The organism is Nocardiopsis sp. MT53 (assembly GCF_019598965.1).
Lineage (GTDB): Bacteria > Actinomycetota > Actinomycetes > Streptosporangiales > Streptosporangiaceae > Nocardiopsis > Nocardiopsis changdeensis.
The window spans coordinates 4,622,289-4,645,602 of sequence record NZ_CP080599.1 but is presented as its reverse complement, the minus strand read 5'-3'; the positions used below and the strand labels follow the sequence as shown (position 1 = coordinate 4,645,602).

Below are 23,314 nucleotides of genomic sequence, written 5' to 3'. Positions count from 1 at the left end.
GGGTTCACATATCATTTACCTGAGGGACCGCTCGGCACCGGGCAGCAGGACGCCGCCCAGGAACACCCCCGGCCTCCAGTCGGCGTCCAGCGCGGCGACCGCGGAGACGACCGCGTCCGGCCGGACGTGGACCACCCACCCGGTCCCGGCCCCGGTGCCCCCGGTCGGGCGGGCGACGTGGTGGTCGCCCTCCGGCTCGGCCGGGGCGGAGGTGAGCAGCAGCACGTCCACGTCGTCGGGGACCTGCTCGCGCAGCGCGGCCGCCGCCTCCCGGACGCGCTCCGCGGGACCGCCGCCCACCAGCAGCGCGTGCCGCCCGGAGGCGAGGTACGCGTGCAGGCTCGTGGCGTCGGTCCCCCGGACCGGGGTCAGGGGGGCGTCGCCGATGCGCCGCCCGGGCAGGGCGCCGCCCACCGCGTCACGGGCCCGCCAACCGGCGGGGGGCGCCGTGACGGCGGGGCTCTCCGACAGGTCCGGGGAGATCTGCGCCAGCTGCGGCACCAGGCGCTTCTCCAGCAGCCCCGAGGCCGACAGGGTCCGCATCAGCGTGTCGCGCACCAGCCGGGCCAGCGGAGACCGCGCCATCCAGGTGCGGGTCTGCTGGTCGGCGCTGCGCACCACCGCCTTGGCGGTCGGGCGGCGCTCCAGCGGGTAGCTGTCCAGCAGCTCCTCCGGCGCGCCCCGCAGCACCGCGGCGAGCTTCCAGGCCAGGTCGAACCCGTCCTGGATGCCCGTGTTGAGGCCCTGGCCGCCGGCCGGGCTGTGCAGGTGGGCGGCGTCCCCGGCGATGAGGACCCGGCCGCGGCGGAACTCGCGGGCCACCCGGGCGTGCACCCGGAAGCGGCTGCGCCACCACACGGTGTCCACGCGCAGGCCCCGCGGGCCGCGCTCGGCCAGCAGGCGGGCGATCAGCGCGTCGTCGGGCGGGGCGGTCTCCCCGTCCGGGGCGATGTCGAAGAACACCCGGTGCCCGCCGCCGGGCAGCGGCACCACCACGAGCACCCCGTCGGGGGTGAGGTGGTACTGGGCCTCCCGGGCCGGGGCCGGGCCGCTCACGACACCGTCCGCCAGCAGGAACACGCGGTCGTAGGTGTCGCCCTCGAAGGCCACCCCCAGGGACTCGCGGACCGTGCTGCGGCTGCCGTCGGCGGCCACGACCCAGGGGACGGCCACCTCCTCCGCCGCCTGCGGCTCGCCCTCGGGGCCCAGGGTGACGCGGACCCCGTCCCCGGCCGGCTCCACCGAGTGGACCCGGGTGGACCACTCGACGGAGCCGCCCAGGGCGAGCAGGCGGTCGTACAGGGCCTGCTCCACCCCGGGCTGGGGCAGGCAGATCGGACCGGGGAAGGCCGTGTCGGCCAGCCCGCCGAAGCGGACCCCGCCGATGCGCCTGCCGGCGGAGAAGTAGGACGCCGACTCCAGCGGCAGGGAGCGGCCGACCACCTCCCGGTCCACACCCAGGCGGCGCAGGACCTCCAGGGCCCCGCTCCACAGGATGAGGGCCTTGGGCTCCTCGGCCACCCCCGCCCGGCGCTCGACCACGCGGCAGGGCACACCGTTCTGCAGCAGGGTGCAGGCGGCGGCCAGCCCCGTGGGGCCGGCGCCGACCACGAGCACCGGGGGGTGCGGGTCGGGGGTGCTCACCGCGCCCCCTCGGCCTTCGCCGGGGCCCCCGAGACCTTCAGGACCGAGGTGATCTCCTCGACGGCCTGGGCGTTGTCCTGGAAGCGGACGGTCGCCATGCCCAGCTCCGCGGCGGGCTTGAGGTTGTCCTCCAGGTCGTCCACGAACAGGCACCGGTCCGGGGTCAGGCCGAGCCGGGCCAGGAGGCGCTCGTAGATCTCGGTGTCGGGCTTGCGCACGCCCTCGTGCGCGGAGTTCACCACGACCTCGAACAGCTCGTCGGCGGGCACGGTCGCCCGCCACAGGTCCTCCCACTCCACGACGTTGTTGGTGAGCAGGGCCAGCCGGTAGCCGTCCATGCTCAGGCCGCGCAGGAAGTCGGCGAACTCGTGGTTGCCGGTGCGTCCGGCGAACCACAGCTCGCCGAAGGTGCGGTCCTCGGGCAAGGCCCATCCCCCTTCGGGCAGTTCGGCGGTGATGGAGGCGACCATCTCCGCCTCGGTGATGGCCCCGACCTCCAGCAGCGCCATGGGGTCGGCGCCGACCTTGGCCGCGGCGGCGCCCATCGCCGTGAGGATGGCGTCGGCGCTCAGGCCGGCCGCCCGGGCGAAGTGCTCCAGGGTCTCGTGGAGCGGGTTGGTGAGGACGCCGCCGTAGTCGCACACGACGGCCTCGATGCGGTTCACACCCACTGGGCCACCTCGATCCGGAACGAGCTGTTGGTCGTGCCCTGCTGGTTGACCCGGACGTCCACGCCGACGACCGGGCCGAACCGCTCGTCGGAGCGGAAGGGGGCCAGGTCGGCCTCCACCGTGGTGGGCAGGTCGTTCTCGCAGAAGGAGGAGAAGGACGCGTCCACCGAGACCGGGACCAGGGTCGCCGGGTCCAGGCCCGCGGAGCGGGCCACGGCGGCCACCGCCACCTGGCGGGCGGCCTCGATCAGGAGGTTGCCGGGCAGGTGGTCCAGCGGGTGGTCGAACAGGTGCGGGTGGTCGTGGTCGGGGACCACGGTGGCCCGCCAGCCCTCGTCGCCGCGCTGGACCGGGTCGGTGATGACGACGTTGCGCGGGTCGCGGCGGCCCACCACGGCGGGCGGGGCCGGGACCGCGCGGGGCGCCGCCGCGTCGCTCCAGTCCAGGGCGTCCCGGCCCTTGGTGCGCAGCGCCTGGTAGGCGGGGCGGCCCACGAAGATGAGCGCTCCGGTGGCCTTGGCGACCTCGGTCCCGTTGATGAGGACGTCGGCGCGGAAGTCGTAGCCGCGCAGCTTGCCCGCCTGGTTGCGGTAGACGTCGGCCTCGGTGCGGATCAGGGCGCGGCCCGGCTCGGGCCCCTGGCGCAGGCCGTCGAGGTCGCCGATGTGCAGCGACATGCGGTGCATGATGAACGCCCGGTCCAGGGGGACGTCCAGGTGCCGGTGCGAGATGAGCACCCCGGTCTGCCGGCAGGCCTCCAGGATCAGCGGGAGGTCGTAGGTGGGCGTCTCCAGCATGACGTGCCCGCGGGGCAGCTGGGCGGCGACGTCGAACGAGTTCTCGCCGGTCTGCCGGGAGTCGGTGACGAAGACCTCCGAGACGGCGTTGCGGTGGACCAGCCCCCGGGGGACGGTCGCGTCGTAGTCGAGTTCCCGGGGCTCCCCGAAGTCGGGGTCCAGGTGGACCAGGTCCCGGTCGGCGGCGTCGGCCGTCGCGGTGGCCTGCGGCCCGGTGGTCGTGCGGTTCATGTCTTCCCTTTCGTTCACATCCCCCTCGGCGGGCGTTCCGCCGAGAGGACACGGGGTTCGGAACGGTGAGGAGGGCGACCCCTGTGGCGGAGGCGGACGGGGAACGGTCCGCCTCCGCCACGGCACCGAGTATCCGGAGGCGACCTGAAGGCGACCTGGAGCACGACCTGAAGGCCCACAGTGAAAAAATTTCACTTCTGACTTCGCACAAGGCGTCCACATGGGAAAATGCGCGTGCAATTGATCATTTCGCCCGATCATCTGTGTTTTGTGATGATCGACACAGGAGATGGCTTCGGAGCCTGTGGTCCACGTTCCCGCCTGCGAAGGGCCGCCCCGCGATGGCGCAGGGAGACTTATCCGTCACTTACAGGTACAGGTCACGTGCTTATGATCGGCTCACCGCACACGGGCGGCGGGCACTCGCCGCCGCGGAGCGGTACTCCGGCCCCCTTCGGAGCAAGGCCTCCGCCACCGACGCCGGAGAGCACCGAACGGGAACGGAGTGCACGAGAAGCTGGAGACGGGTAACGCAAGAATCGCCGGAAGGGCTCCGGAATGATCAGAACCACGCAGGCGGCACCGACGACCGTTTCCGTCCTGGGAGAACTGGAGGTCGTCGGAGAGCACGGTCCCCTGTCCCTGGGCGCCCCCCGACAACGCGCCGTGTTCGCGGCACTCGCGCTCAACGCCGAGCGTGCCGTGACCACCCAGCGCATCATCACGATGGTGTGGGGTCCGAGCCACCCGAACCACGCCGTCAACCTGGTCCACAAGTACGTTTCCGGACTGCGCCGCGCCCTCGCCGCCCTGCCCCCGCACAGGAGTGTCGCCATCGAGAGCGGTCCCTCGGGCTACCGGCTCGTGCCCCAGGCCGGCCAGACGGACCTGGCCCTGTTCCAGACCTGGATCCAGGCCGCGCGCGCGATGCGCGACGACGGCGAGGAGGTGCGGGCCGCCGAGCTGTTCGGCCGCGCCCTGGCCCTGTGGCGGGGCCCCTTCCTGGGCGAGCTGTCCGGCCCCGCGTTCGACGACGAGCGGGAGTTCATGGAGACCGTCCGGCTGGTGGTGCTCGAGGAGTACGCCGCCGTCGGCCTCCGGACCGGCCGCCGGGCCGAGGTGATGGGACCGCTGCGCGACGCGCTGCGGCATCACCCGCTGGAGGAGAACCTGGCCCGGCTCCTCATCCTGGCCCTGTACGAGGAGGGCCGTACGGCCGAGGCCGTCCGCGTGTACCAGGTGCTGGCCACGCGGATGCTGGGGGAGCTCAACGTTCCGCCCCGCCCCGAGCTGCACGACCTCTACCAGGCCATCCGCAGGCACCGGCCGATCGCCGGCGCACGGCGCCTGCAGAACGCCCCCTGACCCGCGTACGGCCGGGCCCGCCGGGAGGAGTCCCCTCCCGGCGGGCCCGGTCCCGACTCAGACCCCCGCGGGCACGCGCCCGCCGTCGGCCCGCGCCGGGGCCGCGGGCTCCTCGCCGCCGCCCTCGGAGATGCCGATGCGGTCGTGCAGCCACCGCAGCGGCCGCGGCAGCCACCAGTTCACCCCGCCCAGCAGGCGCATCGCGGCCGGGACCATGACCGCGCGGACCAGGGTCGCGTCCACGAACACCGCGATCGCCAGGCCGATGCCGATGATCTTCAGGAACAGCAGGCCCGAGGTGCCCATCGCCAGGAGCACCACCACGAGCAGGACCGCCGCGCTGGTGATGATCCGGCCCGTGTGCTGGAGCCCCGCCGCCACCGAGCGGGTGTTGTCCCCGGTGCGCAGGAACTCCTCGCGGACCCGGCTCAGCAGGAACAGCTCGTAGTCCATGGCCAGGCCGAACGCCACGATGGTGATGAGCACCAGGTAGGTGGGGTCGATCGTGCCGACCGGCTCGAACCCGAGCAGGCCGGCGAAGCCGCCCTCCTGGAAGCCCCAGACCACCACGCCCAGCGAGGCGCCCAGGGACAGCGCGCCCATCAGGACCGCCTTGAGGGGCAGCACGACCGACCCGAAGGCCAGGAAGAGCAGGAACAGGGTGGCACCCGCGATGAACGCCACGGTGACCGGGGCCGACTCCACGATCGCGGCCACGTTGTCCTGCTGCATCGCCGCGACACCCCCCACCAGGGTCTCCTCGGCGCCCTCCGGGGCGGGCTCGGCGCGGACGTCGGCGACCAGGCCCTTGACCTCGTCGGAGTCGGTCGCGCCCTGGTAGGCGACCAGGACGTGGGCGACGCCCTCGCCGGTGCGCTCCACGCGGGCCAGGGCGACCTCCGGCAGGCCCTCCAGGCGTTCGGCGTACTCCTCCAGCGCCTCCTCCGAGGGGTCGCCGACCACCGCCACGTGCAGGCGGCCCAGGCCGCCCGCCGGGAAGTCCTCGGCGACCGTCTCGGTGGCGATCCGGCTGCCCGCGTCCTCGGGCAGGTAGCGCTGGTCGGTGGTGCCCAACCGCGCGAAGGCCAGGCCGGAGCCGAAGACCACCAGGACGCTGAGGACCGCGACCAGGGACACCGCCGGGCCGCGCATCACGGTGCGGGCCAGGCGGGTCCAGCCGCCCTCCTGGAGGGTCCCGGTGACGGTGCGGCGGGGCAGCGGCAGCCGGAGCCGGTCGATGCGCCGGCCCACCACCGACAGCAGGGCCGGGAGGAACACCAGGGCGGCCAGCAGGTCGAACAGGACCACGGCGATGCCGCCGAAGCCGATGGACTTCAGGATCGGCTGGGGGAAGAACAACAGGCCCGCGAAGGCGATGCCGACGGTGACCCCGGAGAAGGCGACCGTGCGCCCCGCGGTGTCGACGGTGCGGCCGACCGCGGCGGCCACCCCCCGGCCCCGGTCCAGCTCCTCGCGGAACCGGCTGACCATGAACAGGCCGTAGTCGATGGCCAGGCCCAGGCCGAGGATGGTGGCGACGTTGACCGCGAACACCGAGACGTCGGTGACGTGGGTGAGGGCGCGCAGCACCGTGAGGGAGCCCAGAATGGCCAGGCCGCCCACCGCCAGGGGGACCGCGCCGGCGATGAGGCCGCCGAAGATCAGCACCAGCAGGAACAGCAGCAGGGGCATGGTGATGAGCTCGGCGCGGACGATGTCGGACTCGGCGGTCTCGGAGAGCTCGTGCTCGACCGCGATGGGGCCGCCCAGGTGGGTCTCCAGCGGGCCCGACTCCAGGTGCCCGGCCGCGGACTCGTACTGCTCCAGGCGCTCGGTGTGGCTCTCCCCGGTGAGGGTGACGGGGATGTAGGTCGCGTGCATGTCCTCGGAGACGAGCATGCCGCGCTCGGTGTCGGACAGGTCCTCGTCGAGGTAGGTGTCGAAGTCGGCGACGACGTCCCCGGGCATGCCGTCGGCGAGGCGCTGGACGGCCGCGGCGAAGGTGGGGTTGTCGACCTTGATCTCGTCGCTGCGGTAGACGGCGACGATGTCGACGTCGTCGTGGCCCAGCTCGCCCTCGAGGAGGTCCATGGCCCGCGAGGACTCGGCGCCGGGGTCCTCGAAGCCGCTCTCGCTGACGTCGGAGAAGACACCCGAGCCCCAGGCCGCGGCGAAGGCCGCGAAGAGGGCGGTGGCGGCCAGCACCGCCCACCGGAAGCGGTGGACGCCGAGCCCCAGACGACCGAAAAGCCCCGTGTGCGTTGGCATGAGCAGCCCTTTCGGCAAACGGCCTTCATGTCGGTTAACGGCGTTCACTAAAGCGTGCAGGCATTACGATGTCAATATCACCGACGAAAGACCACAAACCGGGGTGTACCGCATCAGATGACGAAACCGCAGCTGGAGCAGGGTGAGCGGGTGCCGAGCCGGCGGGAGCGTGTGCGCGAGGCCACACTCGCCGAGATCAAGGGCATCGCCCGCAGCCACCTCGTCGAGCACGGGGCCGCGGGGGTGTCCCTGCGCGCGATCGCCCGCGAGATGGGGATGACCGCGCCGGGGCTGTACCGCTACGTGTCGGGCATCGACTCGCTGCTGGTGCTCATCACCGCGGACATGTTCGACGAGCTGGCCGCCGCGGTGGCCGCGGCCGACGCCAGCGTTCCGGCCGGGGACACCGACCGGCGGATCATCACCTCGCTCCGGGCGTTCCGGCGGTGGGCGGTGGAGCACCGGGCGGAGTTCGCCGCCATGTTCGGGCCGCGCGCCCGGCTGGAGCCGGGGGTGGACCTGACGCCGGCGGTGGAGGCGGGCAAGCGGTTCGGGGCGACCTTCTTCACCCTGTTCGAGCGGCTGGTCCGCGAGGAGAGGTTCGAGCTGCCCGACGGGCGGTCGATCACGCCGGAGCTGGAGCGGGAGCTGCGGTCCTTCGCGGACCTGTGCGGGTTCGGGGACTCGCGCACACCGGTGGAGGCGGTGATGGTGCTCAGCTCGTGCTGGGTGCGGCTGTACGGGGTGGTGTGCATGGAGATCTTCCAGCACCTGGATTTCGTGATGCGGGACATGGAACCACTTTTCGAGTCCGAGCTTCAGAACGTACTGACAGGCCTGGGCGTTCGGTACGAATCACCCGAAAGCAGCAACACAGTTACTATGGGTAAGTCCGATTAAGCCCCATACTTAGAGGTCTGTGGCACTTGCCGGATTCGCCCCGGGTGGATCCGGTCCTGGCCGGCGCGCCATGGCATGAGAGCGAGGACCGACCCCGTGGAGAACCGACCCGGCGATGAGCGCTTCCGCCCGTCCACCGGCACCCCCTGGGTCCCCGGCACCACCGTCCACGCGTCCCCGCGGAACACACCCCCGGCCCCCGATCACCGGAACACCCCCGCCCCGGACACCCCCCAAGGCACACCGCCTCCCGCGCACACCACAGGAGCCCCGGCACCCCACCAGAACCCCCACGTGCCGGACGGGCCGCAGGGAACACAGGCCCCCGGGCACCCGAACACGCACGTGCCGCCCTACGCCGTGAACACGGGCGGCACAGGAACACCACAGAGCATCCCCACACCGGGCGGCCCGCCGCACACCGCGGCCTCAAGCGACCCCCAGGGGACGCCCGCACCGGGCGTGCCGCCGTACGTGGGCGGAGAACAGGCCATGCCCTCCCCTGCGGCTACACCCCACAATCCCGCCCCGGGCATGCCACCGCACACCACAGCCTCAAGCGACCCCCAAGGCACACCTGCCCCCGGGCAGCCGAACACGCACGTGCCGCCCTATGCCATGAACGCGGGCAACGCGGAGACACCGCAGGGCACACCGGCACCGGGCGGCCCGCCGCACACCGGGGCCCCGGGCGAGCCTCAAGGCACGTCGGCGCCCGGGCACACCACCGGGCACGTGCCGCCCTACGCCGTGGACCCAGGCGGCACGGGAACACCGCAGGGCACCCCCGCACCGGGCGTGCCGCCGTACGCGGGCGGGCGGCAGGGGGTTCCGGCGCCCGGGCACACCACGGGGCATATGGCGCCGTACGGCGCGGGGACGCAGGGCGCTCCGGTGCCGGGTGTGCCGCCGTACGCCGGGGCTCCGGTCCACGGCGGGCCGTGGCACGGCGCGGGCGTGCCGCCGTACGCGCCGGTGTACGCCGGGCCCCCGCAGTGGGGGCCGCCCGCGCCTCCGCCACCGAGGCGGCGCGGGCTCGGGGTGCTGGCGGCGTCCGCGGTGGCGGCGACCGTCGCGCTGGCGGCGCTGGTGGCCAGCGTGGTCATCGTGACCACGACGCCGCGGCCCGAGCCGACCCCCACCGGCGAGAACCTCGCCGCCCACTACGACGACCGGCTGTCCGAGCCGCCCGCCCAGGTCGTGATCGACATCGCCGACCACCCCCTGTACGACGCCGCCACCCCCCAGGAGGTCGCCTGCGACGTCCCCGAGCTGGACACGGCCTCCGACGACTCCTGGCAGGAGTTCGCCACCGCCACCGGCCACTGCCTGGACGAGCTGTGGGCCCCCGTCTTCGACGACCTCGGCCTGAGCGCGGACACCCCCGAGATCACCGTCACCCGGGAGTCCCCCGACTCCGGCGACGAGGAGGGGTACACCCTCGCCTACTACGAGAGCGACTTCGAGCGCATCACCGTGGTCCTGCCCAACGTCCGCACGCTCGGCGAGCAGATCCCCGCACAAGCCCACGAGGACGTGTGGATCGCCCTCATGGGCCACGAGTACGGCCACCACGTGCAGTACGTGACCGGCATCCTCGACATCTCCCACGACCTGCGCCGCAAGTCCTCCAGCGAGGAGGAGGAACTGGACACGCTGCGCCGCACCGAGCTCCAGGCCGAGTGCATGGCCGGGATCGGGCTGCGCGCCATCACCGGCTCCGACGAGCGGTCCCTGCGGTGGGTCAACGAGAACTTCAACGGCGGCGGCGACCTGCCGACCCACGGCACCGCGACCAACCGCGCCCACTGGCTGGAGCAGGGCTGGAGCGACGCCACCGTGGGCGGCTGCAACACCTACGACGCGGCCCCCGGCGAGGTCACCTGATGGCGTCCCGGTAGGCCGCCCAGCCGTGGAGCTTGACCCGTTCGCCGCGGTCCAGCTCCGCGGCGCGGCGGGCCTCGGCGTCGTCGATTCGCAGCCAGGCGCCGTAGTCGCTGCCCTCGACCACCTCCGCGAGGTCGACCAGGTCGGGGGCGGCCGCCAGCAGGGCGGGCGCGTCGTCGAGCAGGGAGCGCACGGTCGCCGCGGCGTCGGACTTGTTGGTGCCGATCACGCCCGTGGCGCCCCGCTTGGCCCAGCCCGCCACGTAGTCCCCCGGCACGACACGCCCCTGGGCGTCGAGCACCCGGCCGTCGCGGTGGGGCACGGTGCGGGCCGCCTCGTCGAAGGGCACGCCCGGGATCGGCACACCCGCGTAGCCGACGGAGCGCAGCACCATGCCCGCGGGCAGGTCGGCGGTCTCCCCCGTGCCGACCAGGCGCCCACCGTCCTCGCGGGTGCGCTCGACCCGAACGCCGGTCACCCGGTCCGTGCCCAGGACCTCCAGGGGCCGGGACCAGAAGTGCAGGCGGACGGCGCGCGGGTGCCCCTTGGGCGGCAGGGCGGCGCGCTCGCTCAGCAGGCGCAGGTTGGTGCGGGCGGCGCGGGCGACCTCGCCGCGGATCCCCGCCGGGTCGATGTCGACCTGGGCGGGGTCCACCACGACGTCGACCTCGGGCAGTTCGAGCAGGTCCCGCAGCTCGGGCGCGGTGAACTTGGCCTGGAGCGGGCCGCGCCGGGCCAGCAGGTGGACGGTGCGCACCCGGCTGGTCGCCAGCGCCTCCAGGACGGGCTGGGGGATGTCGGTGTGCCGCAGCTCGTCGGCGGTCTTGACGAGGATGCGGGCCACGTCCAGGGCGACGTTCCCCGCGCCCACCACCACGACCTCTTCGCTGTCCAGGACGAACCGGAGCATCTCGCTGTCGGGGTGCCCGCAGTACCAGTTGACGAAGTCGGTGGCGGCGACGCTGCCGGGCAGGTCCTCCCCCGGCACGCCCATGCGCCGGTCCGTGGAGGCCCCGGTGGCGTACACGACGGCGTGGTGGGTGCGGGCCAGGTCGTCCCGGGTGACGTCGGCGCCGAACTCCACGCCCCCCGCGAACCGCACGTCGGGGTGCTCCAGGATGCGCCGCAGGGAGCGGGCCACGCCCTTGATCTTGGTGTGGTCGGGGGCCACGCCGTGCCGCACCAGCCCGTACGGGGTGTGCAGGCGGTCGATGACGTCGACGCGGACCGGCACCCTGCGCTGCCGCGTCAGGGAGTCGGCCGTGTACAGTCCGGCCGGTCCGGAGCCGATGACGGCCACCTTGAGCGGTGCGGGTCGTTCCCCGGCGCGGGGATCGTCGGGAGAGGTCATGCCCCCATTCTGGCAGCAGGACCCCTCCCGTCCGGGACGGTCAGGCCGACTTGTCGGCCAGCGCCGGGCCGGCGGCGCCCTCGGTGCGGCGCGAGACCGTCTCGGTGAGCCTGCGCGAGAGCTCCTGCGGGGTCAGGCCCTGCTCCTGGAGGATGGTGTCGCGCTTGGCGTGGTCCAGGAACTCCTGGGCGATGCCGAAGGTGCGCACCGGCACGTCCACGTCGTTGTCGCGCAGCAGGCGGGCCACGGCGTCGCCGACGGCGCCGGTGCGGCCGTTGTCCTCGACCACGGCGACGACGCTGTGCCGGGCGGCCTCGGCGATGAGCGCCTCGTCCAGCGGCTTGACCCACAGCGGGTCGATGACGGTGACGCCGATGCCCTGGTCGGCCATCCGGTCGGCGACCTCGCAGGCGACCTGGGCCATGGTGCCCACGCCCACGATGAGCAGGTCCTCGGAGTGGCCGCCGTCGGCGGCGCGGCGCAGCAGGTCCATGGAGCCGACCTTGCCCAGGGCGGGCAGCTCCTCGGCGACGGCGCCCTTGGGGTAGCGGACGACGGTGGGGGCGTCCTCGACGGCCACGGCCTCGCGCAGCAGGGTGCGCAGGCGCTCGGCGTCGCGGGGCGCGGCCAGGCGCAGGCCGGGGACCACCTGGAGGATGGACATGTCCCACATGCCGTTGTGGCTGGCGCCGTCGTTGCCGGTGACGCCGGCCCGGTCCAGGCAGAAGGTGACGCCCTGGCGGTGCAGGGCGGCGTCCATGAGCACCTGGTCGAAGCAGCGGTTGAGGAAGGTCGCGTACACGGCGACGACCGGGTGCAGCCCGTTCATGGCCATGCCGGTGGCGGCGGTGGCGGCGTGCTGCTCGGCGATGCCGACGTCGAAGATGCGGTCGGGGTAGGCGTCGGCGAACCTGTTCAGGCCGGTGGGGTGGAGCATGGCGGCGGTGATGGCCACCACGTCCTCGCGCTCGGCGCCGATCTCGACCATGGCGTCGGCGAACACCGACGTCCACTTGAGGGCCTTGGAGCCGGGCTTGGCCCGGCCGGTGGCGACGTCGAAGGGGCCGGGGGCGTGGAACTGGTCCTCGTCGTGGTTCTCGGCCGGGGCGTACCCCTTGCCCTTCTGGGTGATGACGTGGACGATCACCGGGCCGCCGAAGTCGCGGGCGCGGCGCAGCGCCTTCTCCAGCGCGGGCTCGTCGTGGCCGTCGATGGGGCCGAGGTACTTCAGGCCCAGGTCCTCGAACATCATCTGGGGCTGGATGGCGTCCTTGATGCCCTTCTTGAGGCCGTGCAGGGCCTCGTAGAGGGGCTGGCCGACCACGGGGGTGCGGTTGAGGGTGGTCTTGGCCAGGTCCAGCGCCTGCTCGTAGCCGGGGGCCATGCGCAGGGAGGCGAGGTGGTCGGCGAGGCCGCCCCGGGTCGGGGAGTAGGAGCGCCCGTTGTCGTTGACGACGATGACCAGGCGGCGGTCCTTCTTCTCCGCGATGTTGTTGAGCGCCTCCCAGGCCATGCCGCCGGTGAGGGCGCCGTCGCCGATGACGGCGACGACGGTGCGGTCGCGCACGCCGCGGACCTCGTTGGCCTTGGCCATGCCGTCGGCGTAGGACAGCGCGGTGGAGGCGTGGGAGTTCTCGATGAAGTCGTGCTCGGACTCGGCCCGGGAGGGGTAGCCGGACAGGCCGCCCTCGGACTTGAGGTTGCTGAAGTCGTGCCGGCCGGTGAGGACCTTGTGCGCGTAGGCCTGGTGGCCCGTGTCGAACAGGATGGGGTCCTTGGGGGACTCGAAGACCCGGTGCAGCGCGATCGTGAGCTCGACGACGCCGAGGCTCGGGCCGAGGTGCCCGCCGGTCTGCGAGCAGGACTCGACCAGGAAGTCCCGGACCTCCTGGGCCAGGACCGGGAGCTGATCGGCCGGAAGCCGCTTGAGAGCTTCCGGATTGTGCATCGACTCGAACAGTGTCACTGTCTCGTCAGTCCCCTCGTCCAGCGTGTCGGTTGAGTTTGCCGCCCCGGGCCCCTGACATGGGCCGGGTTTGGCTACCGGCAGGTATACATACCCGAGTTTATGGTGCGGCGTCCACGGGTCCCGCCCGGCACCGGGCGTGCCGGTGCGGCGGGGCGCACGGGTCGCGCGTCCCCGGCGGAGCGGGCCTCGAACCGCGGGGACACCGCCCCCCGGCACGGTTTTCGGGGTAGATTACCCGTTCCCGGGGAAGTCTTTGCCGTTCCTCCGCCCCGCCGAGGTTATCCGAGGACGGCCTGGACCAGCAGGGCGACGGCCGAGGCCGCGACCACGGCGAGCATGCCCAGGCGCAGGGGCCCGGGCTCGACCCGGCTGCGCAGGGCGACGCCCGCGGCGAAGCCCAGGGCGACGAGCGGGATCCCCGCCGCCCCGACCACCACGGTGCGGGTGTCGAGCTGCCCGCCGATCCCCAGCGCGGTCAGGGAGAGGGCGCCGCCGAACAGGAAGAACGCGGCCAGGGTGGCGCGCACCCGGGCGGGTTCCTCGTACTGGTAGAGCAGGGCCATGGGCGGCCCGCCGATGGACGTGGCGGTGCCCGCGAACCCGGACAGGGCCCCCGCGGCGACCAGGGAGACCGGGGTGATGCGCACCCGGAAGGACCGCAGGGACAGGGCGACGGCGATGAGCACCATGGCGCCGACCGCCCCGGCCAGCGCCCGGGGCGGCAGGGCGGCGACCACCCACACCCCCAGGACCGTTCCCGGCAGGCGGGCGGGCAGGCCCCAGGCGATGCCCCGCCAGTCGACGTGCTCGCGCTCCTGGATCAGGGTCAGGGCCGGCAGGACGATGACGGCGACCAGGAGCGCCCCCGGCACGAGGGTGGGGTCGAGCAGGGACAGGACGGGGGCGCCGACCAGCCCCAGGCCCAGGCCGACGGTGCTCTGCACCACGGCCCCGACGACGATGGCGAGCGCGGCGACGACGGCGAAGGTCCAGATGTCGCCCGCTGGGAGCACCCCGTGTCCGGAGGGCGAGAAGAATTCCGAGAGCACGGGGTGCGACGTTACATCCGCACCTTCCCGGTCGGGTTCGGGAGGTAGGGACATGGGATGTGCTCCTCCTCCGGTCCGCCTCCCGCGGGGGCGGCGGGGTCAGCGGGGGCGGCCGCCCGCGAACGCGGGCCGGGACACCCCGTCGATGTACTCCAGGGCCCGCTCCGGGTGCAGGAACCACTCGATGAGCCCGGTCGGGTCGGCGAAGGAGTTCGCGAACCGGTCGGCGGTCTCCTGGTGGCGGGCCGCCAGCCGGTACAGCTCCCACACGTGCGGCGGCCCCGAGAGCATCACCCGGCTCCACGCGGTGACCTGGCGCGCCCGCCGCCAGTACTCGGCGAACGCCCCGCGCATGAAGTGCTCGTCGAAGGGGCGCGTCCCGTGGTCGACGATGGCGCGCCGGTAGACGTCGGCGGCCAGCGAGGCCATGTTGGCGCCCTGGGAGGTGATGGGGTCGTTGGCGACCACGGTGTCGGCCATGCCCAGGACCGGCGCGCCCCCTCCGGGGCGGGCGACGGGCTCGCGGACGGCGGGCGCGTACCCGCCGGTGAGGGCGGCCATGGGGTCGGCCGGGCGGGCTCCGGCGAACCGCTCGTACTCCCAGGGCGCGTGGCGGCGCACCACGCGCAGCAGGTGGTCCAGGACGTCCCCGGCGTGGGCGGTGGCGGGCAGCGGGCGGTCCAGGGGTCCCCCGGGCACCGCCTCGACCATGAGCGCGTCACAGGGGCCGTTCAGGGACAGCACGGGCAGGCTGAACACCTCGCCCGCGCCCGGGACGGCGGTGCGGGAGAGCGCCGGACCGTCGGGGTGGGGGGCGGCCCCCGAGGCGTAGACCAGGGCCAGCGAACGCTGGGGGGCGTCGTGCGGGGAGCGGGCGGTGTCCCGGGGAAAGACGTCGGCGAGGCCGCCGCGGCCCGTGGCCACCACGACCAGTTCGTACTCGGCGGCGAGCGCGGACAGCTCGGTCGGGTGCACCCGGTGGCGGACCAGGCGGCCGCCGCCCTGGACGAAGAGGTCCAGCCAGGCGGAGAGCTTGAGGCGCTGGTCGACGGAGCGGGCGGGCTCGTCCAGGCGCCCGAGCCAGGACGGCCCCGGCACGCCTCCCTCCCCGGGGGCGACGCGCAGGCCGACGCCGAGGATCCCCGGGGCCCGGTCCTCCCAGAGGGAGAGGCCGTGCCGCCGCTCGCGGCGCAGGGCGGGCCCGAAGAGGCACTGGGTCGAGGTGATGCGGCCCGCGCGGATCTCCCCGGGCCCGTCGGGGCCGACCAGGGTGACGTCGTAGTCCTCGGCCAGCAGGCCGAGGGCGAGCTGCAGGCCGGACTGCCCGGTGCCGACGACGAGGATTCTGCGCATGTGCCTTGCTCCGTGGTTCGGGCCCGCGCGGGGCCCGGACGGTTCCGGGGCACGACGAGGAGGGGGCGTACACGTGGCGGTCCGTGTGCGACCCCGGGCGGGCGGTGGTTTCGCGGCGAACCTAGCAGCGCGCCCGCGGGCCCCTCGGGCACCCCCGCCGACCGGGACCTTCGCCCCTGCGCGCCCGGGACCTCCGGCCGTGCCGGGCCTCCGGGGGGCCGGAAGGCGTCCGCGGTCCCGCGCCGGCGGCCCCGGACGGGCGTCCGCGCAGCTCACCGCCGTGGCGCACCGCTCCCGCCCCGTCCGCCGCCGGACCGGCACGCCCTCCGCCCGCCTCCACGGCGGCTCCGCCCCCGCGTCCGCCGGGCCGCCCCGCGCGCCCTCCGCCCGAAGCGACGCACATCACAGGCGGATCGGCCCGCGCCCTCCTCCCCGGGACGGCCGGGGCGGGCACGCGAAGGGCCCCGGTCCGGCTACCGGGGCCGGACCGGGGCGCGGAGGCGGCGGGGAGTGAGCGCCGCCTCCTTCCCGGGAGAGGGTCTGGGTGCCGCGGGTGTCAGGCGCCTCCCCTGGCGTTGGTCTTGCGACCGTTGCGGGAGACGGCGTCGATGATGACCGCGATGAGCAGGACGGCCGCGGTGATCATGAAGCGCACCGAGGTGTCCATCTGGAGCAGGAGCAGGCCGGAGGTGATGGCGCCCAGGACCAGGCCGCCCAGCAGCGCCGAGTAGGCGTTGCCGCGGCCGCCGAAGAGGCTGGTGCCGCCGATGACCGCGGCGGCGATCGCCATCATGAGCTCGGCGCCGCTGCCGGTGGACACGCTCGCCGCGAAGTTGCGGGAGACCAGCATGATGCCGCCCAGCGCCGCCAGGGTGGAGGCGATGCCGAACACCGAGATGCGGATCAGGTCGACGTTGATGCCGGCGCGGCGGGCCGCCTCGGCGTTGCCGCCGACCGCGTACACCATGCGGCCGTAGCGGGTCTTGCGCAGGACCAGGTCCAGGACGACCACGAAGCCCACGAAGATCAGGAAGGCCAGCGGCACGCCCTTGTACTGGTTGAGCACCCACACCCCGCCCAGGATCGGCAGGGCCAGCAGCGCGGCGCGGAACGCGATCTCGCTCATCGGCTTGTAGGGCAGGCCGGCCTGGCGGCGCCGCCGCTCGACCACGGCCACCGACACCACGTACAGGCCCACCGCGATGGCCGCGATGGCCCAGCCCACGAACGGCACGAAGTAGGTCTGGGTGAGCATCGCGATCGCCCCGTTGGGGCTGATGTTGATGGTGCCGTCGGCGCCCATCAGGTACAGGTGCACGCCCTGCCAGCCCAGCAGGCCCGCCAGGGTGACCACGAACGCCGGCACCCCGACCTTGGCGAAGACCGTGCCGTGGACCAGTCCGATGACCAGGCCGACGCCGACCGCGGCGGCGATGGCCCCCCATTCGGGGACGCCCTGTTTGACCGCCAGGACCGCCAGGACGGCCGCGGACAGGCCGGCCACCGAGCCGATGGACAGGTCGATCTCGCCCAGCAGCAGGACCATGATGACGCCCGTGGTCATCAGGCCGATGGCCGCGATCTGGAGGGTCAGGTTGGACAGGTTCTGCGGCGACAGGAAGCGATCGTTCATCGACTGGAAGACGACGGCGATCAGCAGCAGCCCCACGATGACGGGGATGGGTCCCAGTTCACCGCTGCGCAGGTTGCGGCGCAGGGCCTGGAGCCAGCCCTTGGGCGAGGCGACCGTGGTCAGCAGCCGGGGGTCGCGCGCGGGCTCGCCCGAGGCGGCCGCACCCTCTCCGGGTGCCTTGGAAACCGGGGTCTGCTGGGTCATCACTTGTCCTCCGTGGCCAGGGCCGAGGAACCGGTGCGCTGCGTGCGGCGGCTCACCGGGTTGTCGGCTGCACCGGTGATGGCGGCCACGATCTCCTCGTAGCTGGTCTCCGCGATGGGGAAGTCGCCGGCGTTGCGGCCCAGCCGCAGCACCACGGCGCGGTCGGCGACCGCGCGGACGTCGGCCATGTTGTGGCTGATCAGGACGACGCCGTGGCCCTGGTCGCGCAGGCGCTCGATGAGGTCGAGGACCTGGGCGGTCTGGGCGACGCCCAGGGCGGCGGTGGGCTCGTCGAGCATCACCACGCGGGGCTGGCCCAGGAGGGAGCGGGCGATGGCGATGATCTGGCGCTGGCCGCCGGAGAGGGAGGCCACCGGCACGCGCAGGCTGGGGATGCGCACCGACAGGGAGTCGAGGAGCTCCCGGGCCCGGCTCTCCATCTCGACCTCGTCGAGGGTGCCGGGGAAGTGGAGCTTCTCGTTGCCCAGGAAGAGGTTGGCGACGATGTCCAGGTTGTCGCACAGGGCGAGGTCCTGGTAGATGGTCGCGATGCCCAGGCGCTGGGAGTCGGCGGGGGCCCCGATGGAGACCGGTCGGCCGTCCCAGCGGATCACGCCGCCGCTGTCGGCGGGGTGGGCTCCGGAGATGACCTTGACCAGCGTGGATTTACCGGCGCCGTTGTCCCCCAGGAGGGCGACGACCTCGCCCTCGGCGACGTGGAAGTCCACGTCGCTGAGCGCGCGGACCGCCCCGAAGGTCTTGGAGATCCCGGACAGTTCCAGGACTGGTGTACTCATGCGTTCGTTATCTCTTCTCTCGTCCCGGGCCGGCGCGGGCGGGCGGCGAGGGCCCGCCCGCGCCGTTGGGGCGTCGCACCGTGCCTAGAGGGCTTCCTGGCAGAAGTCGGTGTCGGCGTAGTCGTCGGTGCAGATCTCCTCGATGGAGTAGATCCCGTCCGAGACCACGGTGTCACCGACGTTCTCCTCGGTGACCGCGATCGGCTCGAGCAGGACGGAGGGGACCGTCTCGCCGTTGGCGTCCTCGACGTCGACGAGGTTGTACTCGCCGAGCTCGGGGTCGGTGCCGGTGGCCAGGGCGACGGCCATGGCGGCGGCGATCTGCGCCTCGGGCTGGATGGCCTTGTAGACCGTCATGTACTGCTCGCCGGCGATGATGCGCTGGATGCCGGCGAGTTCGGCGTCCTGGCCGGTGACCGGCGGCAGGTCGTCGACGTCCACGCCGGCGCTGCGCAGCGCGGCGATGATGCCCGAGGCCATGCCGTCGTTGGCGGAGTAGACGCCGACGATCTCATCGACGCCCAGGGCGGTGATGGCGCCCTCCATCTGGCTGTTGGCCTGGTCCGGGGACCAGTCCGGGGTGTCGAACTCCTGGCCGATCTCGACCTGGCCGTCGAAGATCTCGTGGGCGCCGGCCTTGAAGTCGGCGGCGTTGGGGTCGGTGGGCGAGCCGTTGACCATGACGATCTGGCCCTCGCCGGCGGTGCCGCGCTCCTCCAGGGCCTCGATCAGGGCCTCGGCCTGGACCTGGCCGACGCGGTGGTTGTCGAAGGAGACGTACATGTCCACGCCGCCCTGCGCGAGGCGGTCGTAGGCGACCACGGGGACCCCCTGGGCCTGGGCCTCGCTGACGGTGCCGGCCGCGGCCGCGGAGTCGACCGCGTCCAGGACCAGGACGTCCACCCCTTCGGTGAGCATGGCCTGGGCCTGGGTCTGCTGCTCGTCGACGTCCTGGTCGGCGTTGGCGTAGGACAGCTCGCAGTTGGGGCACAGCTCGGCGAGCGCCTCCTCGAAGAAGGGCTTGTCGAACGCCTCGTAGCGGGCGGTCTGGAGCTCGGGCAGGAGGAGGCCGACGTGGAAGCCCTCCTCGATGCTGTGGGTCTCCCTCTCGGCGTCCTCGCCCGAGGTGGTGAGCGAACCACAACCGGAGACGAGAAGGGTGAGGGCGGCGCCGGCGGCGGCGAAGCCTCCGGCGACCTTGCGCTGGTGTGCGGTGCGTGTACTCAACGCTGCACCTTTCTGACGTGCGGGGGACGGATGTGAACTCGCGAGTGATGTTGTGAAGTAGACCTCTCCGCAGGCTTGTCGTCAACTCCTGAACACATAACCGAAACATCACGGACTTTGCGTTCAGCAGTTAAAATCAAAGAAACCGCAGGTCAGGGCGCATTCGCGAAGAAGGGCGTCCCTCCAGCATGCGCGGAAGGAACACGGACGACCACGTACGGGCAACACAAAGCTTCACCAAGGGAAGGCCAAGAAGGGGCCCGCGGACACCCTGCGTGGTTCAGTGGATGCTCTGCGCCGCCATGCGCAGGGCCCCGTACAGGGAGGCGTCGCGTCCCAGCGCGCTGGGCAGCAGCTCCAGCCGGGACAGGGCGCTGCCCAGCGCCCCCAGTTCCATGGCCCGCCGCATCGGGTCGAGCAACAGCTCGCCTGCCTCGGCCAGGTCGCCGCCGACGATCACCCGGTCGGGGTTGAACAGGTTGGCCATGATCGCCACGCCCTGGCCCAGCGCCGTGCCGGCCTCCGCGAGGATGCGCCGGCACCCCGGGTCGCCCGAGCGGGCGGCGCCCACCAGGTCCTCCACCGCCGCCGGTCCGGGGCCGTGGGAGACATAGGTGTTCTGCGGCAGCATGTCCAGCAGGTACCCGGCCCCCACGAACGTCTCCAGGCACCCCCGGTTGCCGCAGCGGCACACCTGGCCGCGCGGGTCCAGCGCGATGTGCCCGACCTCGCCCGCGGTGCCGCCCGCCCCGCGGAACAGCCCGCCCGAGACGATGATGCCCGCGCCCACCCCGTCGCCGATGACCAGGTGGATGAGGTGCTCGGCGCCCTGGCCCGCGCCCCGGTGGAGCTCGGCCAGGACCGCGAGGTTGGCGTCGTTCTCCGCGATGACCGGGACGCCCAGCCGCTCGCCCAGCGCCTCGGCGGGCCGGAAGCCCGCCCAGCGGGGCAGGCAGGAGATGCCGCCGACCTCGCCGCCGTGCGGGTCGATCGGCCCCGGCACCGACGCCACCACCGAGCCCACCGTGGACAGGTCGATGCGGGCCCGCAGCAGGGTGGTCTCGGCCAGCCATGAGGCCCGGCGCACCCCGCGGTCGGGGTCGGCGGCCACGTCGTAGTCGATCTCCTCGCGGGCCAGCATGTTGCCCTCGCTGTCGCCGACGGCGACCGTGACCCGCTCGGGGGCGAAGTCGACCGCCACCACCGTCCCCGGCGGGCGCACCAGGGTGACCGCGCGGGCCCGGCGGCCGTTGGAGGAGGTGTCGTGGACCGCGACCGTGCCCGCGGCGCGCAGGCCGCGCACGATGTTGGAGACGCTCGCGGCGGACAGGCCGGTGGCCCGGGCCAGCTCGGCCTGGGTGCGGGTGCCCTCGCGGCGCAGGACGTCCACGACCCGCTGCTCGTTGGCCTGCCGGAGGGCGGACTGGGACCCCGGCGTCACTGCGGTGTCGGTCACCGGGCGTCCCTTCCGGTCGGTCGCGGCACGGTCCGACCGTGCCTTCCGTGTCGAATGCTACAAGGATTGAACGCAAGCGGAAACCGCCCACCCGCGCACGTTAGGGTCCGAACGTGACCGCTCTGTATGTGGAGACCGACCGGGCCGGCTGGGACGACCGGCTGGCCGCGGCCGTCCCCGGGGACCGCGGGCGCGTGCGCGTCGTCACCGTGGAGGGGCGCTCCGGGTCGGGCAAGAGCACGGTGGCGGAGCGGCTGCGCGCGGCGCTGGCGGCACGGGGCACCGCGGTCGCCGTGCTGCCGATGGACGACCTGTACCCGGGGTGGCACGGGCTCGCGCAAGCCCCGGAACTGCTGGTGGAGTGGGTGCTGGAGCCGCTGGCCCGCGGGAGCGCGGCGCGCTGGCGGCGCTACGACTGGGCGCGCGGCCGGTTCTCCCGGGAGGAGTACTCGCTGCCGGGTCCGGTGGCGGCGGGCGGGGTCCTGGTGGTGGAGGGGTGCGGCTCCGGCGCGCGGGTCGTGCGCCCCCATGTGGATCTGTCGGTGTGGGTGGACGCGCCCGACGCGGTGCGCGCCCAACGGCTGGACGCGCGCGGGGACGCCGGGCTGTACGCCCCCTTCCGGCGGGTCTGGGCCGATCAGGAGGCGGTGTTCTACGCGGCCGAGCGCCCCCGCGAGCACGCCGGCGCCGTCGTCGGCAACACGCGGGGGACGGACCTCACCACACCTCGGCCCTGACCGGGGCGACGAACGCGGTGAGCCGCTCCAGCACGTCGGGGTCGGCCAGGATGCGGTTGTGCCCGAGGCCGACCGTGCCGACCATCCGGGCCCCCGCCCCCATGGCGGCGAGGATCCGCACGGACTCGGCGTGGGGGATCAGCGGGTCGTCGACGTCGTGGAACAGCAGCACCGGCACGTCCAGGGCGTCGGCGTCGCGGACGGTGGCGTAGCGCTTCCACAGGTCCCGGTCCCCGTCGAAGAGGTCGTCCTCGATGGCGCGGCGCAGTGCCCGGTTCACCCGCGGGCCCCAGCCGTGGGCGGCCACGAAGCCGTCGACGGTGCCCTCGAAGTCGGCCATCGCCGACAGCAGGGCCAGCCGGTCGGTCCGGATCCCCTCGCGCACCAGGTGGGTGGCGAACAGCGCGCCCAGGGAGTGGCCGATCACGGCCGCGAAGTCGCCGTGCCGCTCCTGGAGCAGGCGTGCGACGGCCAGCGCGTCCAGGACGGTCCCGGCGGGGCCGCCGGTGGCGCCGTGCCCGGGGGCGTCCCAGGAGACGACGGTGTGCCCGCGGGCGGTGAGGGCGCGCACCAGCGGGGCGAGGCGGGCGGCGCGCGATCCCCAGCCGTGGACCAGCAGGACGGGGCGCGCGCCCTCGCCCCACGTGTAGGCGGCGACCCGCCACCCCCGGTGGCCGAGGTGGTCGACGCGGGCGCGTTCGTGCACGTCGCGGTCGCGGTCGACCGCGGAGGTGTCGCCCGGGTCGGTCCACAGGCGCAGGGCCCGCCGGCCGGCCACGCGCGGCGCGGTGACGGCCAGGACCTCCAGGTCGATCGGGTGGGGGGCGGTGGTCACGGTGGTCTCCTTCTCGGGTTCGCCGGGGGTCATGCGGTGCCGGTCCTGTCCCCGGGGGCGGGCACGGGCAGGTCGGCGCCTTGGACGAAGGAGGTGATGGCGTCCAGGTGCTCCCGCTCGAAGAGGGCCCCGCTGTGGCCCAAACCGGTGGTGGCGATCATCCGCCCCCGCCCGCCGAGGTGTTCGAGGGTGCGCAGGGAGTGCGCGAAGGGCACGACCTCGTCGGTGTCGTCGTGCAGCAGGAGGAACGGCTGCTCCAGGGTGGCGATCCGGTGGGTGGTGGAGAAGCGCTCCCACACCGTCGGGTCGGCGTCGAAGTAGTGGCGCTCCACGTCCGCGCGCAGGGCGGCCAGGGCGCGGGGTCCCATGCCCAGGGCGTCGGTGAACGCGGTGAGGAGGAAGCCGAAGTCCGACACCCCGGCGAGGAGGACCGCCCGGTCGGCCTCGACGCCCTCGCGCAGGGCGTGGACGGCGAAGGGCGCTCCCATGGAGTGGGCGACGACGGCGTGGAAGCGGCCGTACCGCTCCTGGAGGAGGCGCTGGATCCGCAGCGCGTCGAGGATGGTGCCCACCGGTCCGCCGGTCGCCCCGTGGCCGGGGGCGTCCCAGGACACCGGGCCGTAGCCGAGGTCGACCAGGCGGCGGACGAGGGGGGCGAAGCGTGCGGCGCGCGAGCGCCAGCCGTGGACGAGCAGCACCGGGCGGGCGGTGTCGCCCCAGGCGTAGGTGACCACGTCCCAGCGGCCGACGCGGACCGTCGCGGTGTCGGCCGCCTCGTGCAGGTCCCGGTCCCGGTCGGGGACGGCCCGGGGCGGGGGCGGGGAGGCCCACAGCCGTCTGGACAGCGCCCCGGCCAGGCGCGGGGCGGGCAGCGCCAGCGCGTTGACGGCGGCACCGAGCAGGGGAAGCGGTTCGAACGCGCCCATGGGTCTCCTTCTTC

The 23,314-nt window shown here is 73.7% G+C and carries 18 protein-coding genes; 4 read left to right on the top strand and 14 right to left on the bottom strand.

Going from position 1 to position 23,314, the window contains the following annotated elements:
• Positions 1 to 15: 15 nt before the first annotated feature.
• The 3 genes from K1J57_RS20620 to K1J57_RS20610 are packed head-to-tail and all read right to left on the bottom strand — an operon-like array spanning position 16 to position 3,343.
• Positions 16 to 1,644, bottom strand: coding sequence for an FAD-dependent monooxygenase (locus tag K1J57_RS20620; protein ID WP_220560221.1), 1,629 nt, complete (start codon positions 1,642 to 1,644; stop codon positions 16 to 18).
• The gene (locus tag K1J57_RS20615; protein ID WP_255646450.1) at positions 1,641 to 2,309 is read right to left on the bottom strand and encodes an HAD family phosphatase; all 669 of its coding nucleotides are present in this window, start codon (positions 2,307 to 2,309) and stop codon (positions 1,641 to 1,643) included. Before K1J57_RS20615 ends, K1J57_RS20620 begins: the two co-directional genes overlap by 4 nt.
• Positions 2,306 to 3,343, bottom strand: coding sequence for a ScbA/BarX family gamma-butyrolactone biosynthesis protein (locus K1J57_RS20610; RefSeq protein WP_220560219.1), 1,038 nt, complete (start codon positions 3,341 to 3,343; stop codon positions 2,306 to 2,308). The genes K1J57_RS20615 and K1J57_RS20610 overlap by 4 nt, the downstream gene beginning before the upstream one ends.
• Before the next feature lie 558 nt (positions 3,344 to 3,901).
• Here K1J57_RS20610 and K1J57_RS20605 point away from each other — a divergent pair.
• Positions 3,902 to 4,708 (top strand): AfsR/SARP family transcriptional regulator, encoded by an 807-nt coding sequence (locus K1J57_RS20605; RefSeq protein ID WP_220560218.1) that lies wholly within the window; start codon positions 3,902 to 3,904, stop codon positions 4,706 to 4,708.
• A gap of 57 nt (positions 4,709 to 4,765) precedes the next feature.
• Here K1J57_RS20605 and K1J57_RS20600 read toward each other — a convergent pair whose 3' ends face one another.
• Positions 4,766 to 6,976 (bottom strand): MMPL family transporter, encoded by a 2,211-nt coding sequence (locus K1J57_RS20600; protein WP_220560217.1) that lies wholly within the window; start codon positions 6,974 to 6,976, stop codon positions 4,766 to 4,768.
• Positions 6,977 to 7,093: 117 nt separating this feature from the next.
• Between K1J57_RS20600 and K1J57_RS20595 the strand changes: the two genes are divergently transcribed.
• The gene (locus tag K1J57_RS20595) at positions 7,094 to 7,876 is read left to right on the top strand and encodes a TetR/AcrR family transcriptional regulator (RefSeq protein WP_220560216.1); all 783 of its coding nucleotides are present in this window, start codon (positions 7,094 to 7,096) and stop codon (positions 7,874 to 7,876) included.
• An 858-nt stretch (positions 7,877 to 8,734) separates the two neighbouring features.
• On the top strand, positions 8,735 to 9,763 hold the full coding sequence (locus K1J57_RS20590) for a neutral zinc metallopeptidase (RefSeq protein WP_220560215.1): 1,029 nt from the start codon (positions 8,735 to 8,737) through the stop codon (positions 9,761 to 9,763).
• Here the strand turns inward: K1J57_RS20590 and K1J57_RS20585 are convergent.
• The 8 genes from K1J57_RS20585 to K1J57_RS20550 all read right to left on the bottom strand — a co-directional run bounded on the left by K1J57_RS20585 (position 9,756) and on the right by K1J57_RS20550 (position 20,802).
• Positions 9,756 to 11,114: an FAD-dependent oxidoreductase gene (locus K1J57_RS20585; protein WP_220560213.1), complete on the bottom strand. Its 1,359-nt coding sequence runs from the start codon at positions 11,112 to 11,114 to the stop codon at positions 9,756 to 9,758. The two genes, K1J57_RS20590 and K1J57_RS20585, sit on opposite strands and share 8 nt — an antisense overlap.
• Before the next feature lie 40 nt (positions 11,115 to 11,154).
• Entirely contained in the window at positions 11,155 to 13,080 is a 1,926-nt protein-coding gene (gene dxs / locus K1J57_RS20580; protein ID WP_220560211.1) for a 1-deoxy-D-xylulose-5-phosphate synthase, read from the bottom strand.
• 281 nt (positions 13,081 to 13,361) lie between these two features.
• Positions 13,362 to 14,132, bottom strand: coding sequence for a TSUP family transporter (locus K1J57_RS20575; protein ID WP_370634468.1), 771 nt, complete (start codon positions 14,130 to 14,132; stop codon positions 13,362 to 13,364).
• A gap of 99 nt (positions 14,133 to 14,231) precedes the next feature.
• Positions 14,232 to 15,485, bottom strand: coding sequence for a styrene monooxygenase/indole monooxygenase family protein (locus tag K1J57_RS20570; protein WP_220560209.1), 1,254 nt, complete (start codon positions 15,483 to 15,485; stop codon positions 14,232 to 14,234).
• 556 nt (positions 15,486 to 16,041) lie between these two features.
• On the bottom strand, positions 16,042 to 17,322 hold the full coding sequence (locus K1J57_RS20565; RefSeq protein WP_220560208.1) for a sugar ABC transporter permease: 1,281 nt from the start codon (positions 17,320 to 17,322) through the stop codon (positions 16,042 to 16,044).
• Positions 17,322 to 18,119, bottom strand: a complete 798-nt coding sequence (locus K1J57_RS20560; protein ID WP_220560207.1) for an ATP-binding cassette domain-containing protein — start codon at positions 18,117 to 18,119, stop codon at positions 17,322 to 17,324. Before K1J57_RS20560 ends, K1J57_RS20565 begins: the two co-directional genes overlap by 1 nt.
• Before the next feature lie 84 nt (positions 18,120 to 18,203).
• Positions 18,204 to 19,346 carry a sugar ABC transporter substrate-binding protein gene (locus K1J57_RS20555; RefSeq protein ID WP_220560206.1) on the bottom strand — a complete coding sequence of 381 codons (1,143 nt, stop codon included), beginning with the start codon at positions 19,344 to 19,346 and terminating at the stop codon, positions 18,204 to 18,206.
• A 280-nt stretch (positions 19,347 to 19,626) separates the two neighbouring features.
• Positions 19,627 to 20,802, bottom strand: coding sequence for an ROK family transcriptional regulator (locus K1J57_RS20550; RefSeq protein ID WP_220560205.1), 1,176 nt, complete (start codon positions 20,800 to 20,802; stop codon positions 19,627 to 19,629).
• Between the two features lie 113 nt (positions 20,803 to 20,915).
• Between K1J57_RS20550 and K1J57_RS20545 the strand changes: the two genes are divergently transcribed.
• Positions 20,916 to 21,539, top strand: coding sequence for an AAA family ATPase (locus K1J57_RS20545; protein ID WP_370634467.1), 624 nt, complete (start codon positions 20,916 to 20,918; stop codon positions 21,537 to 21,539).
• Here K1J57_RS20545 and K1J57_RS20540 read toward each other — a convergent pair.
• Positions 21,520 to 22,407, bottom strand: a complete 888-nt coding sequence (locus K1J57_RS20540) for an alpha/beta hydrolase (RefSeq protein WP_220560204.1) — start codon at positions 22,405 to 22,407, stop codon at positions 21,520 to 21,522. The genes K1J57_RS20545 and K1J57_RS20540 overlap by 20 nt on opposite strands.
• Positions 22,404 to 23,300, bottom strand: coding sequence for an alpha/beta hydrolase (locus K1J57_RS20535; protein WP_220560201.1), 897 nt, complete (start codon positions 23,298 to 23,300; stop codon positions 22,404 to 22,406). Before K1J57_RS20535 ends, K1J57_RS20540 begins: the two co-directional genes overlap by 4 nt.
• Between the last annotated feature and the right edge of the window lie 14 nt (positions 23,301 to 23,314).